At 70.4% G+C, this 12,765-nt stretch carries 11 protein-coding genes; 7 read left to right on the top strand and 4 right to left on the bottom strand.

The window, feature by feature from the left end:
* Positions 1-49: 49 nt before the first annotated feature.
* Entirely contained in the window at positions 50-1,321 is a 1,272-nt protein-coding gene (locus ACIPY5_RS16710; protein WP_400972597.1) for a hypothetical protein, read from the bottom strand.
* Positions 1,322-1,490: 169 nt separating this feature from the next.
* Here ACIPY5_RS16710 and ACIPY5_RS16705 point away from each other — a divergent pair, with 169 nt between their 5' ends.
* From ACIPY5_RS16705 to ACIPY5_RS16675, 7 genes are all read left to right on the top strand, one after another.
* Positions 1,491-2,651, top strand: coding sequence for an ROK family protein (locus ACIPY5_RS16705; protein ID WP_400972595.1), 1,161 nt, complete (start codon positions 1,491-1,493; stop codon positions 2,649-2,651).
* 62 nt (positions 2,652-2,713) lie between these two features.
* A complete protein-coding gene (locus ACIPY5_RS16700; protein ID WP_400972593.1) occupies positions 2,714-4,069 on the top strand; it encodes an extracellular solute-binding protein in 1,356 nt (451 codons plus the stop codon).
* The gene (locus ACIPY5_RS16695; RefSeq protein WP_400972591.1) at positions 4,069-5,073 is read left to right on the top strand and encodes a carbohydrate ABC transporter permease; all 1,005 of its coding nucleotides are present in this window, start codon (positions 4,069-4,071) and stop codon (positions 5,071-5,073) included. Before ACIPY5_RS16700 ends, ACIPY5_RS16695 begins: the two co-directional genes overlap by 1 nt.
* Positions 5,070-5,951 carry a carbohydrate ABC transporter permease gene (locus ACIPY5_RS16690; protein WP_309342190.1) on the top strand — a complete coding sequence of 294 codons (882 nt, stop codon included), beginning with the start codon at positions 5,070-5,072 and terminating at the stop codon, positions 5,949-5,951. The genes ACIPY5_RS16695 and ACIPY5_RS16690 overlap by 4 nt, the downstream gene beginning before the upstream one ends.
* A gap of 1 nt (position 5,952) precedes the next feature.
* Positions 5,953-7,227 carry a 6-phospho-beta-glucosidase gene (locus tag ACIPY5_RS16685; protein WP_400972588.1) on the top strand — a complete coding sequence of 425 codons (1,275 nt, stop codon included), beginning with the start codon at positions 5,953-5,955 and terminating at the stop codon, positions 7,225-7,227.
* Entirely contained in the window at positions 7,224-8,264 is a 1,041-nt protein-coding gene (locus ACIPY5_RS16680; RefSeq protein ID WP_400972586.1) for an N-acetylglucosamine kinase, read from the top strand. The genes ACIPY5_RS16685 and ACIPY5_RS16680 overlap by 4 nt, the downstream gene beginning before the upstream one ends.
* 104 nt (positions 8,265-8,368) lie before the next feature.
* Positions 8,369-8,965 (top strand): antibiotic biosynthesis monooxygenase, encoded by a 597-nt coding sequence (locus ACIPY5_RS16675; RefSeq protein ID WP_400972584.1) that lies wholly within the window; start codon positions 8,369-8,371, stop codon positions 8,963-8,965.
* A gap of 39 nt (positions 8,966-9,004) precedes the next feature.
* Here the strand turns inward: ACIPY5_RS16675 and ACIPY5_RS16670 are convergent, their stop codons facing one another.
* The 3 genes from ACIPY5_RS16670 to ACIPY5_RS16660 form a co-directional block, all read right to left on the bottom strand.
* Positions 9,005-10,138, bottom strand: a complete 1,134-nt coding sequence (locus ACIPY5_RS16670; RefSeq protein WP_400972582.1) for a bifunctional 2-methylcitrate synthase/citrate synthase — start codon at positions 10,136-10,138, stop codon at positions 9,005-9,007.
* A 37-nt stretch (positions 10,139-10,175) separates the two neighbouring features.
* Positions 10,176-11,087 (bottom strand): methylisocitrate lyase, encoded by a 912-nt coding sequence (gene prpB, locus ACIPY5_RS16665; RefSeq protein WP_400972580.1) that lies wholly within the window; start codon positions 11,085-11,087, stop codon positions 10,176-10,178.
* Between the two features lie 119 nt (positions 11,088-11,206).
* A complete protein-coding gene (locus ACIPY5_RS16660) occupies positions 11,207-12,733 on the bottom strand; it encodes an MmgE/PrpD family protein (RefSeq protein WP_400972578.1) in 1,527 nt (508 codons plus the stop codon).
* Positions 12,734-12,765: the final 32 nt, after the last annotated feature.

Here is a 12,765-nt window from a genome sequence, read left to right as displayed (position 1 = left end):
GGGGGTCCTCTCTTCTCTCAGCGGTCCTTCTCCACAGAAGACGCGGTGGCTACTCCCAGGTCACCGTCGGAGCCGCCGCCCCGAAGTCGACCGTCGGGGTGTTCAGGTACCCGCCGAACGTGACCGTGTAGGTCTGCCCGTCGCTGCCCTGCAGCGTCATGTCGACGCTGATCGAGTCGTAACTGGACACGACCGTGGGCGAGGATCCGCCGGAATCCGGCTTCAGGTTGTCGAGCGCGGCGCTGCCGTCGGCGGTGAGCGTGCGCGTGACCGTCCCCTCCACCGGGCTGGCTCCGGAGAGGTCGATCGCCGTGATGTCCATCCCGCACGGCGTCGCGAGGGTCTTCATCGCCACGCAGGCCTCGACCGCCGAGCGCACGAGCGAGCGGAACTGCGCGACGCCCGCGTCGTTGAGCGCGGTCTTCACGGTGTACAGCGCCGCGGCGTCCTCCGGGGAGACGATAGTGAACGTCGCATCGCCGTCGATCGAGAAGTACTTCGAATCCAGCGCGAGCTCGTAGGTGCCGGGGAAGACATACGCGTCGGTCAGCTTCGCGGTCGGCACGCCGTTGATCGTGGCGTCGAGACCGCTCAGGCTCTGGAAGGAGACCGGACTCACCCCGTTCGCGATCTTCCACGAGTCCTTGATCCGGTAGGCCTCGTACGCCACGGACGACATCGTCTTGTCGCCGATGCGGTAGGACGCGATGACGGTGGCCGAGTTCTTGCCCTCCCCGCCCTTCGCCACGGAGATGTGACTGATCGGCGCGAGTCTGTTCGACTCCTTCAGCACCTCGTCGGTGAGCAGGCCCGTGCTCGGAACGCTCTCCAGGTAGCCGAGCGCGGTCTTCGCGTCACCCTGGGAGACCGCGGTCAGGTAGGCCTTGACCGCGTCAGCGGCCGTGACCGAGGATCGGGTGATCGCGGGCACCACGAGCAGCGCCACGACCAGGATCGCCACGAGCAGCAGTGCGGCGCCGCCTCCGATCAGACCCCAGAGCAGGCCCTTCGAGGACCTGCGAGGCGGCTGCGGACCATAGGGCTGCGCGGGATAGGGCTGGCCGGGCTGAGCCGGATACGACGTCGGCTGCGCACCGTACGGCTGCGTCGGCTGGGCACCGTACGGCTGCGTCGGCTGCACGGGATACGGCTGGGCCGGATACGACTGCCCCGGCTGCGCACCATACGGCGGTGCGGACTGCGGGAAGGCCCCGTCCGGCGGCGCCGGAGCCGCAGCGGGCGGAGGCGGGGTCGGGTTCTGCGATCCGGATCCGAAATCGAGCTCATGCCCGCCCTGCAGCGGTTCCCCCTCGGTAGCCATGGACTCAGACTAGCGACCGCGCCGACACCGATCGACGGGCAGAGCTCCCCTCCACCGGGCAGAACGCGGGCCAGGATCTCCGAGCCCGAGCGGATACGCAGAAAAGTCTTGACACTTCCCGCTTGCGAATCTATAAAGAAACTTAGCTATTAGATATTCAGGAGCTGCGATGACGTCCTCCCCCGCCCCCGGCACCCCCGGCTGGCTCGCCCTGCGCAACGATCAGGCGGCGCTCGCCCTCCTCCTCGACGAGGGGCCTCTGACGCGCAATCGGATCGGCGAGCTGACCGGGCTCTCCAAGCCGACCGCGGCGCAGATCGTGGCACGGCTGGAAGAGGCCGGGCTCATCCGCACTGCGGGCGAGCTCTCCGCGGGCCGCGGGCCGAACGCGGTGACCTACGACGTCCGGCTCGACCGCACCCTGGGCGTCGCGATCGACGTCGACGAGACGGTGCTGCGGGCGACCGTCGTCGATGCGCGGGGCTCGCAGCGCCCGGTCGCGACCGTCGCGCTCGACGCCTCGCACCCGCGCTCCGCGGAGGGCGATGTGCGCCGCGCGATCGAGGCCGCCTGCACCGCAGCGGGTGTCGAGCCGGCCGCGATCGTCGAGATCGTGATCGGCGTGCAGGCCGCCACGGATCCCGCCGCCGACCGGCTGAACTTCACGGACACCCTCGACGGCTGGCCCATGCAGAACGCGCGCGGCGAACTCGAGGCGGGCCTCGGCATCGCCGTCACGCTCGAGAACGACGTGAACCTCGCCGCGATCGCGGAGCGGGCCGAAGGCGCCGGCGCCGAAGCACCGGGCTTCGCGCTGCTGTGGCTCGGCGAGGGCCTCGGCCTCTCGATCGACCTGGACGGCACGATCCTGCACGGCGCCACCGGCGGCGCGGGCGAGATCGGCTACCTGCCCGCCCCCCGAACGGCCATGGCGATCGACCCGGATGCGGAGGACCTGCAGGAGCTCGTCGGCGGATCCGCGGTCGCGCGCGCCGCGAGCGCCGTCCTGGGCACCCCGCTCGACTACGCGCACGCGCTCGACGCGCTGGCAGCGCCGGGGCAGGAGCGGATCCTCCCGGCACTCGCGCAGCGCATCGCGTTCGCGCTGACCCCGGTGATCGCGGTGCTGGATCCGTCGCTCGTGATCCTCGGCGGCCCCACGGGCGTCGCCGGCGGAGCGCCGCTGGCCGACGCCGTGTCCGCCGCCCTGCGCGCGTCGTCGAGCTGGAACCCGACCGTGCACACCACCGGCGCCCCCGCGGATGCGGTGCTGCTGGGCGCGCGCCACGTGCTCGTGTCGCGCCTGCGCGCGCGGATCCTGCCCGACTGAACGACCCGGGATCGCCCGGGACCACGGCGAGGGGTCCAGACCCCGTGAACAGAGAGGTTCGCATGAAGAACAGAGAGGTTCCCATGAAGCGCCACACCACGAGACGGCTCGGAGCCGTCGCCGCGATCGCCGTCGCGGGCATCGTGCTCGCCGGCTGCTCCGGCGGATCCGACGCCGCCATCGCCACGAAGGCGCCCGATCACCTGTCCGGCACGGTCACGCTGTGGGAGTTCTTCAGCGACCGGGAAGCGGGCGTCGTGCAGTCCGTGATCGACGACTTCCACAAGAAGTACCCCGACGTGAAGGTCGACGTGCGCACGGGCCAGGAGGACGACAAGATCATCAAGGCGATCGCCGCCGGCAATGATCTGGACGTCGCGATCTCGGGAGCTGTCGACAACGTGGGCGCCTTCTGCTCCTCGGGGGCGCTGCGCGACCTCACGCCCTACATCCAGCGCGACGGCGTGCAGCTGTCGCAGCTGTCGGACGTCGCGCGCAGCTACACCTCCTTCGACGGCAAGCAGTGCGCGCTGCCGATGCTCGCCGACGTGCAGGGCCTCTACTACAACACCGACCTGCTGCAGGCGGCCGGCTACAGCGCACCTCCGAAGACGCTCAGCGAGCTCGAGGCGATGGCGGTCAAGCTCACGACCTACAACGCCGACGGATCCATCAAGACCCTGGGCTTCAACCCGCTGATGGGCGCCTACGAGAACGCGCCCACCGTCTTCGGCGCCGCCGCCGGAGCCGACTGGATGAAGGACGGCAAGAGCGCGATCGCCTCCTCCCCCGGGTGGAAGGAGCTGATGACCTGGCAGAAGAGCTTCATCGACAAGATCGGCTACGACAAGCTCAAGGCCTTCACGGCCGGCCTCGGCGACGAGTTCTCCGCCGGCCAGGCGTTCCAGACCGGGCAGCTCGCGATGAACCTCGACGGCGAATGGCGCGTCGCGTTCCTCGCCGATCAGGCGCCCGACGTCACGTACGGCGTCGCGCCGTTCCCCGTGCTCGACGGCCACGAGGATCTCTACGGCGGCGGGTACTCCTCCGGCACGATCGCGGGCGTCTCCAAGGCCTCCAAGAACCCCGAGGCCGCCTGGGCGCTGCTGCGCTACCTGACCTTCGACACCGATGCGGTCGTGAAGCTCGCGAACGGCCTGAAGAACGTCCCGACCACGAAGGACGCCCTCGCGTCCTCGAAGCTCGACCTCCCCGAGCAGTTCGGCACGTTCCTCGACATCGCGAAGAGCCCGCACCTGACCTCGATCCCGGCGACCGTGATCGGCAGCGCGAACCAGGTCGCTCTCTCGGGCTACTGGACGAAGTTCCAGTCCGGCGGCGGGGGCGATCTCGACGCAGGCCTCAAGAAGGTCGACAAGGACATCGACGACCAGCTCGCGCTGAGCGAAGGCCCGTGATGACCGCGACCCTCTCTCCGGGGCGCGCGGAGACCCCGCCGCGCGCCCCGGGCGCCACCGTCCGCCGCCGCGGATCCGCCGCCCGCCGGCGCCGCGGAAGCATCGCCCTGATGCTGGCTCCGACGCTCCTCGGCCTCGCCGTGTTCTTCGTCTACCCGCTCGTCGCGAACCTGTACTTCTCGTTCACGCGCTACGACCTCGTCTCGGCGCCGCAGTGGAACGGGTTCAGCAACTACGTCTACCTGTTCACGAAGGATCCGCGGATCGTCACGGCCGCGCTGAACACCCTGTGGTTCGTGGTGATCCTCGTGCCGGTGCGGATCGTCTGCGCCCTCGCGGTCGCCGGGCTCCTGCTCCGCGCACGCAGCGCCGGCGGGATCTGGCGCACGATCTTCTATCTGCCCGCGCTCGTCCCGCCCGTGGCGTCCGTCGTCGCCTTCGTGTTCCTGTTCAACCCGGGGACGGGCCCTGTGAACCTCGTGCTGAAGAGCCTCGGCATCCCCGGTCCGCTCTGGTTCAACGACCCGGCCCTCGCGAAGCCTTCGCTGGTGCTGCTGGGCGTGTGGGTCATGGGCGACGTCATGATCATCCTGCTCGCCGCGCTCCTGAACGTGCCGCGCGACCAGTACGAGGCGGCGTCGCTCGACGGGGCGGGCGCCCTGCAGAAGGTGCGCTACGTGACGATCCCGTCGATCGCCCCCGTCCTGCTGTTCGCGCTGGTGACCGGCATGATCGCGGCCCTGCAGTACTTCACCGAGGCCGCCGTGGCCTCCGGCGTCGCATCCGGGCGCTCGGGCGCCGCCTCCGGCGGGCTCGCCGCCGACATCGGCTATCCCGAGGACTCCCTGCTCACGTACACGCAGTGGCTGTACGTGCGCGGGTTCGCCAACTTCCAGCTCGGCTACGCGGCGGCCATGGCCGTGGTCCTGTTCGTCGTCGCGAGCGTGTTCGTGGCTCTGCTGCTGCGCAAGTCGCGGGCCTTCTCCCCGGAGGACTTCTCATGACCGCGACCGCGCTCATCACCACGGGATCCGCCCGCCCTGCGCGCCCGGTGCGCGGCGGCCGGCGCATCCTGATCTGGATCGCGGACCACACCGTGCTCTCCGTGCTCGCGGTGCTCTTCCTCGCCCCGATCCTGTTCGTGCTGCTGACCTCGTTCATGTCGAGCCGGCAGACGCTGACCGCCTCGATCTGGCCGCAGCCGTGGGACCTCTCGAACTACGTCCGCGCGTTCACGCAGGTGCCGCTCGGGCTGTGGTTCCTGAACTCCGCCTTCTATGCGGTGCTCGCGACGGCGTTCATGCTGGTCTCCTCGGTGCCCGCGGCGTACGTGCTCGCGAAGATCCGCTTCCGGGGCGCGAACATCATCTTCCTCGCGATCATCGTCGCGATGCTTCTGCCGCCCCAGGTCACGATCGTGCCGGTCTACGTGATGTTCTCCAAGCTCGGGCTCACCGGGACGCTCTGGCCGCTGATCCTGCCGAACCTGCTCGGCGACGCGTTCTCGATCTTCCTGCTGCGGCAGTTCTTCCTGACGATCCCCACCGCCTACGCGGATGCCGCGAGGATCGACGGCAACGGCGAGTGGGGCGTGCTGTGGCGCGTGATGGTGCCGATGACGAAGCCCGGCATCGCCTCGGCCGCGATCTTCCTGTTCTTCAACTCGTGGAACGACTACTTCGGACCCCTCCTGTACGCCTCGGAGAATCCGTCGGCCTGGACGGTCGCCTACGGCCTGTCCACCTTCCACGGCACGCACGGCACCGACTGGGGCACGACCATGGCCGTGACCATGCTCGTGACGATCCCCGTCGTGATCGTGTTCTTCTTCGCCCAGCGCGTCTTCGTCGAGGGCATCAATCTGACCGGCGTGAAGGGCTGACATGAAACTCACCGTCATCGGAGGGGGATCCACCTACACCCCCGAACTCACAGACGGGTTCTCCCGGCTGCGCGACGTGCTGCCGATCGACGAGCTCTGGCTCGTGGATCCGGACGACCGCCGCAGGGAGCTCGTCGCCGGGGTCTCGCAGCGGATGTTCTCGCGCGCAGGGCACCCCGGCCGGATCCGCGCGACCGCGGACCTCGTGGAGGGCGTCGCCGACGCGGATGTGGTGCTGATCCAGCTGCGCATCGGCGGCCAGGCGGCCCGGCTCGGCGACGAGACCTGGCCGCATCAGGCCTGCTGCATCGGGCAGGAGACCACCGGACCCGGCGGGCTCGCCAAGGCGCTGCGCACGGTTCCCGTCGTGCTCGAGGTCGCCGAGGCCGTGCGCCGGCACGCGAAGCCCGGCGCCTGGATCGTGGACTTCACGAACCCGGTCGGGATCGTGACGCGCGCGCTGCTCGAGGAGGGCCACCGGGCGATCGGCCTGTGCAATGTGGCGATCGGCTTCCAGCGCCGCTTCGCGCGCATGCTCGGCGCGGATCCGTCTCTGGTCCGTCTCGAGCACGTCGGCCTCAATCACCTCACGTGGGAGCGCGGGGTGCTGCTCGACGGCGCCGACGCGCTGCCGGAGATGCTGCGGGACTGCCTGCCGGAACTCGCGGACGAGGTCGAGCTGCCGGCGCCGCTGCTGCGGAACCTCGCGATGGTGCCGTCGTACTACCTCCGCTACTACTACGCGCACGATCGCGTCCTGGACGAGCAGCAGCACGCGCAGCCCCGTGCGGAGAAGGTCATGGAGGTCGAGCGGGAGCTGCTCCGGCTCTATGCGGATCCGGCCGTCGACGCCAAGCCCGCGATCCTCGCCGAACGCGGCGGCGCGTTCTACTCCGAGGCGGCGGTGGACCTCATCGCCTCGCTGCAGAGCGACCGCGGCGACGTACAGGTCGCGAACCTGCGCAACGACGGCACGCTGCCGTTCCTCCCCGACGATCACGTCATCGAGGTGTCGGCCACGATCGGCGCGGACGGCCCCGTCGCCCTGCCCACAGCTCCCCTGCCTGCCGACGTGCAGGGGCTGATCGGTCACGTCGCGGGCTACGAGCGGCTCGCCCTCGACGCCGCGCGGCACACCGGATCCGCCGCGCGCGGCCGGGAGCTCGTCGAGCGCGCCCTGCTCGCGCATCCGCTCGTCGGCCAGTGGGACAAGGCGGAGAAGCTCGCCGACCTCCTGCTCGCGAACAACCGGGAGCACCTGGCATGGGCGCGATGAGCGACACGGCGGTGCGGACCGGTCCGGAGCGGACGGCGGGGCGCGCCGGAGGGATCGTCGTCGCGATCGACGGCGGCGGGACCAAGACCGATGCCGTCGCCCTCGATGAGACGGGAGCGGTCGTGGCGCATGTGCGGCTCGGCCCCTCGGATGTGCACCCGGGCCGTGAGGGAGAATCGGTCTCCGTCGTGGACGAGGCCGTGCAGCGGGTGCGCACGGAGGCCGGAGGGGCGCCGCTGCTGAGGGTGGGCGTGTTCCTCTCCGGCCTCGATCACGAGGCGGAGGTCGCGTCCTATCGGGCGCGGATCCTTCCGCTGCCGTGGTTCCGCGGCGACGACGGCGTCGACGCGCACCTGGAGAACGACACGTTCGCGCTGCTGCGCACCGGAACGCTCGCCGCGGACGCGGTCGCCGTCGTCTGCGGCACCGGGCTCAACGCGATCGGCGTGCGCGCGGACGGCGCCACGGCCCGCTTCCTCGCATGGGGCGCGGTCTCCGGCGACTGGGGCGGGGGCACCGACCTCGGCACCGAGGCGCTGCGCCTCGCGGCGCGAGCACTGGACGGCCGCGGTCCCGCGACCGTGCTGTCCACGACGATCCCCCCTCGGGTCGGCCGGCCCGACCTCGCCGCCCTCATCGCGGATGTGCACTTCGGCCGTCTCGGCGAGGAGCGGCTGTCCGAGCTCGTGCCGGCGGTCTTCGCGGCGGCGGCCGACGGCGACGCCGTGGCGTGCGCGCTCGTGCAGCGTCAGGCCGGCGAGATCGTCGGGATGGCGGCGAGCGCCGCCCGGCGCCTGGGTCTCGAGCGCGAGCGGATCCCGGTCGTCCTGGGCGGCGGCATGATCGCCGCGCGCCTGCCGCTGCTGCTCGACGGCGTGCGGCAGGGGCTCGCGGAGCACCTCCCGCACGCGGTGCCGACCGTGGTCGACGCCCGCCCCGTCGTCGGCGCGGGGCTCGCCCTGCTCGAGCAGCGCGGCGCGCCGGACGAGGTGCTGCAGCGCGCCCGCACCGCGATCGAGCGGGTGGTGGCCGCCTGACAGGAGCGGATCCGGGGCTCCCTCGGCATCCTGCAACATCCGGGAAACACGGGATGCGTACACTCGGGGACGCCACAAGCACGCACTCCCCCGAAGGACCCACCATGTCCGGTACGCCGTCATCCGCGCCCATCACCGTGTCGATCCGCCGCGAGGTCGACCCCGCCCGCATCGCCGAGGCCACGGCCTGGGTGCAGACGGGGGTGAACCTCGCGAGCTCGCATCCCGGCTTCCTCGGATCCGGCTGGGTGCGCGACGGCGACGACTCGCACCACTGGCACATGCTCTACCGCTTCGCGGACGAGGCGGCCCTCGATGCGTGGGAGGCGTCCAGCGAGCGCGCCTGGTGGCTGTCGATGGGCGAGGGCTTCGTGCGCAGCGAGCGCACCCGCCGCCGCACCGGGATCGAGGGCTGGTTCGACGAGCCGTCGACCGAGACGATCTCGGTGCCTTCCTCGACGGGGACCACCACCGTCATGGTCGCGCCCTCGCCGCCGCGCTGGAAGCAGGCGGTGTCGATCTGGCTCGGCTTCTTCCCGGTGAACCTCGTCTTCACGTACCTGATGAGTCCGGTGCCCGGCTGGAACGGCCTGCCGATCTGGCTGCGGGTGCTCGCGACCACGATCGTGCTGACCCCGATCATGACGTACTGGGTGCTGCCCTGGGTGACCCGCACCCTCCGCCACTGGCTGAACCGCTGACCCCCGGGTCGCTCGACGACCGGGGGCACAGGGGATCCGTCACACGTCGATGTGGCGCTCCGGCACCCCGTCGTAGGCCGAGAGCGGGCGGATCAGGGCGTTCGACGCGGCCTGCTCCATGACGTGCGCGGTCCAGCCTGTGACCCGCGACGCCACGAAGAGCGGCGTGAAGGTCAGCGTGTCGAAGCCGATGAGGTTGTACGCCGGGCCCGACGGGTAGTCGAGATTCGGGTGGATCCCCTTGCGCGCGACGAACTCTTTCGCGAGCGTCGTGTACAGCGCCTCGACATCGGGACGGTCGTAGTGCGCCACGAGCGTGTCGAGCGCCGCCTTCATGGTCGGCACCCGCGAGTCGCCGTTCTTGTAGACGCGGTGCCCGAAGCCCATGATCTTGCGCTTCTCCGCGAGCGCCGTGTCGAGCCAGGCGTTCACGTTCGACGCCTCGCCGATCTCGTCGAAGATGTGCAGCACCGCCTCGTTCGCCCCGCCGTGCAGCGGCCCCTTGAGCGCGCCGATCGCTCCGACCACGGCGGAGTACAGGTCGCTCAGGGTCGAGGTGATGACGCGTGCGGTGAACGTGGACGCGTTGAAGGAGTGCTCCGCGTACAGGATCATCGAGCGGTTGAACGCATCGACGACGACCGGATCCGGCTCGGTGCCGAACGTCATCCAGAGGAAGTTCGCGGAGTAGTCCAGGTCGTCGCGCGGGGCGATGAGGTCCTCCCCGCGACGGCGGCGCTGCCCGTAGGCGACGATCGCGGGGAGCGCGGCGAACAGCCGGATGCTGCGCTCGAGGTTCTGCTCCGGGGTGCCGCTCGCGTCGAGCACGGATCCGGAACCGACCGCGTCCGAGGCGCCGAGCAGGCTCACCGCCGTGCGGATCTCGTCCATCGGGTGCGCCTCGACCGGCACGAGGTCGATCGCGGCCTTGACGTTGGCGGCGAGCGCACGGTGCGCACGCTCGGTCGCACGCAGGGCTGCCAGCTGTTCGGCCGTCGGCAGCTCGCCGTTCCAGAGCAGGTAGGCGACGGCCTCGAACGGCTGGGTCGCCGCGAGCTCCTGCACGGGATAGCCGCGGTAGAGCAGGCTGTTCGTCTCGGGGTTGACCTTCGAGATCGCCGTCGTGTCGACGACGACGCCCGCGAGGCCCTTCTTGATGTCGGGATCGCTCATGTCACTCCTTCGTGTGCGTGCGGTGTCCGAGCGGGGCTCAGAGACCGAGCTCCTTGTCGATCGTGAAGTTGAAGACGTTCGTGTCGAAGTGGTTGTACGACTCGTAGTCGATCAGGTCGTACAGATCCGCCCGGTGCTGCATCTCGCCGAGCGCGGAGGTCAGACTCCCCTCCTCGTTCAGCGTATCCAGCGCGCGCCCGGTCGCACCCATCGCGATCCGCAGCATCGAGACCGGCCAGATCACGATGCTCACGCCGGCGCTGCGCAGCTGCGCGGTCGTGAAGAGCTCGCTCTTGCCGAACTCCGTCATGTTCGCGAGGATCGGCACGTCGAGCGCGGAGGCCATCCGCTCGAACTCCGCCAGCGTGCGCATCGCCTCGGGGAAGATCGCATCCGCCCCGGCGTCGACGAGGGCCTTGGCCCGGTCGACCGCGGCATCCATGCCCTCCACCGCGCGGATGTCGGTGCGCGCCATGATGAGGAAGTTCGGATCCCGCCGGGCGTCGACCGCGGCGCGGATCCGCTTGGTCGCGGTGGACTCGTCGACCACGGCCTTGCCGTCGAGATGACCGCAGCGCTTGGGGTTGATCTGGTCCTCGATGTGGGTGCCCGCAAGTCCGGCGTCCTCGAGCGTCTGGATCGTGCGGGCCACGTTCATGGGCTCGCCGAAGCCGGTGTCGGCGTCGATGATGGCCGGCAGCTCGGTCATCCGGGCGATCTGCTGCCCCCGCCCCGCCACCTCGGTGAGGGTCGTGAGGCCGATGTCGGGCAGCCCCAGGTCCGCGGACAGCACGGCGCCGGAGATGTAGACGCCGTCGAAGCCCTTGCGCTCGATCAGCCGGGCGGAGAGCGGATTGAACGCGCCGGGGAAGCGCAGCAGCTCGCCCGCGGCGAGGCGCTCGCGAAGGATCCGCCGCTTCTCCGCGGCCGGTGTGGTGGCGTACAGCATCAGTCTCTCCTCAGTCCTTCCTCGGTGGCGCCGCGACCGTGTCCCACTTCTGGCTCGGAATCTGCGGGATCCCGAGCCGGAAATGGGACATCACGGGGCCGAAAACGGGACACGGTCGGTCAGAACAGTCCCTTGGGTGCCGGCGCCGCGGCGAGGACGCCGGGGGCGGCGACGATCGAGAGTTCGGCGACCTCCTCCGCGGTGAGCTCGGGCAGGCGCTGCACGAGGGCGAGGAACCGTTCGATCTCGGCCGGCTCGAGCACCGGCTCCGCGAGGATCCGGAACTTGCGGATGTAGTCCTCGCGGGCGAACGGCCGCGCACCCAGCGGATGCGCATCGGCCACGGCGATCTCGTCCGTCACCGTCTCGCCGTTCGTCAGGTGGATCTCGACGCGCCCGCCGAACGCCTTCTCGGCCGGGTCGATCGAGTGATAGCGCCGGGTCCATTCCGGGTCCTCGGCGGTGGTGATCGAGTGCCAGAGGGCGACCGTGTCCTCGCGCTGCGCGCGCTCGGGCGCGTAGGAGTCGACGTGGTGCCAGGTGCCGTCCTGCAGGGCCACCGCGAAGATGTACGGGATCGAGTGGTCGAGCGTCTCGCGGGACGCGTGCGGGTCGTACTTCTGCGGGTCGTTCGCGCCGGATCCGATCACGTAGTGCGTGTGGTGGCTGGTGTGGATCACGATCGAGGAGACATTCGCCGGATCCGCGAGCTCGGGGCGCTCGTTGTGCAGCTTCCGGGCGAGGTCGATCCAGGCCTGCGCCTGGTACTCGGCCGAGTGCTCCTTCGTGTAGGTGTCCAGGATCGCGCGCTTGGATTCGCCGGTCACGGGCAGCGGCACGTCGTACGAGGCGTCGGGGCCGTCCAGCATCCAGGCGATCACGCCGTCCTCGCCCTCGTAGATCGGGCTCGGCGAGGTCTCGCCGCGCATCGCCCGGTCGACGGCCTCGACCGCCATCTTGCCGGCGAAGGCGGGGGCGTGCGCCTTCCACGTGGAGATCTCGCCCTTGCGGCTCTGCCGCGTGGCGGTGGTGGTGTGCAGCGCCTGTCCGACGGCCTGGTAGATGGTCTCGACGTCGAGGCCGAGCAGGGTGCCGATGCCGGCGGCGGCGGAGGGGCCGAGGTGCGCGACGTGGTCGATCTTGTGCGCGTGCAGGCTGATCGCCTTCACGAGGTCGACCTGGATCTCGTAACCGGTCGCGATCCCGCGGACGAGAGCACGGCCGTCGGCGCCGACGTGCTGCGCGACGGCGAGGATCGGCGGGATGTTGTCGCCGGGGTGCGAGTACTCGGCGGCGAGGAAGGTGTCGTGGTAATCCAGCTCGCGCACGGCGACGCCGTTCGCCCAGGCGGCCCACTCCGGGCTGGTGCGGCGCTCGAGCGCACAGCCGAACACGGTGGATCCGGATCCGTTCACCGAGACAGGGTGGTCCAGCGCCTGCTGACGGGCGGCGCTCACGGGGGCGCGGGTGAGCGAGGCCGCCGCGACGGACGCGTTGTCGATCACGCGGTTGATGATCATGTCGACGACGTCGGCGTCGACCTCGACCTCATCGGCCGCGATCTCGGCGATGCGCCAGGCGAGCTGGCCCTCGCGCGCCAGCTGCTCGTCGCTGCGGTGCACGCGGAGGTGGTGGGTGACGGTCATGCTCTGGCCTTCTTTCCTTCGGTCGTGGAACG

Origin of the sequence: Microbacterium sp. NPDC089698 (genome assembly GCF_044749045.1) — a bacterium.
Classification (GTDB): Bacteria; Actinomycetota; Actinomycetes; order Actinomycetales; family Microbacteriaceae; genus Microbacterium.
Note: the sequence above shows the minus strand (reverse complement) of the source record. Positions and strands in the feature narration are given on the sequence as shown.

Bases quoted from the DNA above. Each gene is read 5' to 3' on its own strand.
- ACIPY5_RS16675 (WP_400972584.1), top strand. From the start codon at position 8,369: ATGTCCGGTACGCCGTCATCCGCGCCCATCACCGTGTCGATCCGCCGC.
- ACIPY5_RS16710 (WP_400972597.1), bottom strand. From the start codon at position 1,321: ATGGCTACCGAGGGGGAACCGCTGCAGGGCGGGCATGAGCTCGATTTC.
- ACIPY5_RS16705 (WP_400972595.1), top strand. From the start codon at position 1,491: ATGACGTCCTCCCCCGCCCCCGGCACCCCCGGCTGGCTCGCCCTGCGC.
- ACIPY5_RS16700 (WP_400972593.1), top strand. From the start codon at position 2,714: ATGAAGAACAGAGAGGTTCCCATGAAGCGCCACACCACGAGACGGCTC.
- ACIPY5_RS16685 (WP_400972588.1), top strand. From the start codon at position 5,953: ATGAAACTCACCGTCATCGGAGGGGGATCCACCTACACCCCCGAACTC.
- ACIPY5_RS16690 (WP_309342190.1), top strand. From the start codon at position 5,070: ATGACCGCGACCGCGCTCATCACCACGGGATCCGCCCGCCCTGCGCGC.
- ACIPY5_RS16660 (WP_400972578.1), bottom strand. From the start codon at position 12,733: ATGACCGTCACCCACCACCTCCGCGTGCACCGCAGCGACGAGCAGCTG.
- ACIPY5_RS16695 (WP_400972591.1), top strand. From the start codon at position 4,069: ATGACCGCGACCCTCTCTCCGGGGCGCGCGGAGACCCCGCCGCGCGCC.
- ACIPY5_RS16670 (WP_400972582.1), bottom strand. From the start codon at position 10,138: ATGAGCGATCCCGACATCAAGAAGGGCCTCGCGGGCGTCGTCGTCGAC.
- ACIPY5_RS16680 (WP_400972586.1), top strand. From the start codon at position 7,224: ATGAGCGACACGGCGGTGCGGACCGGTCCGGAGCGGACGGCGGGGCGC.
- prpB (WP_400972580.1), bottom strand. From the start codon at position 11,087: ATGCTGTACGCCACCACACCGGCCGCGGAGAAGCGGCGGATCCTTCGC.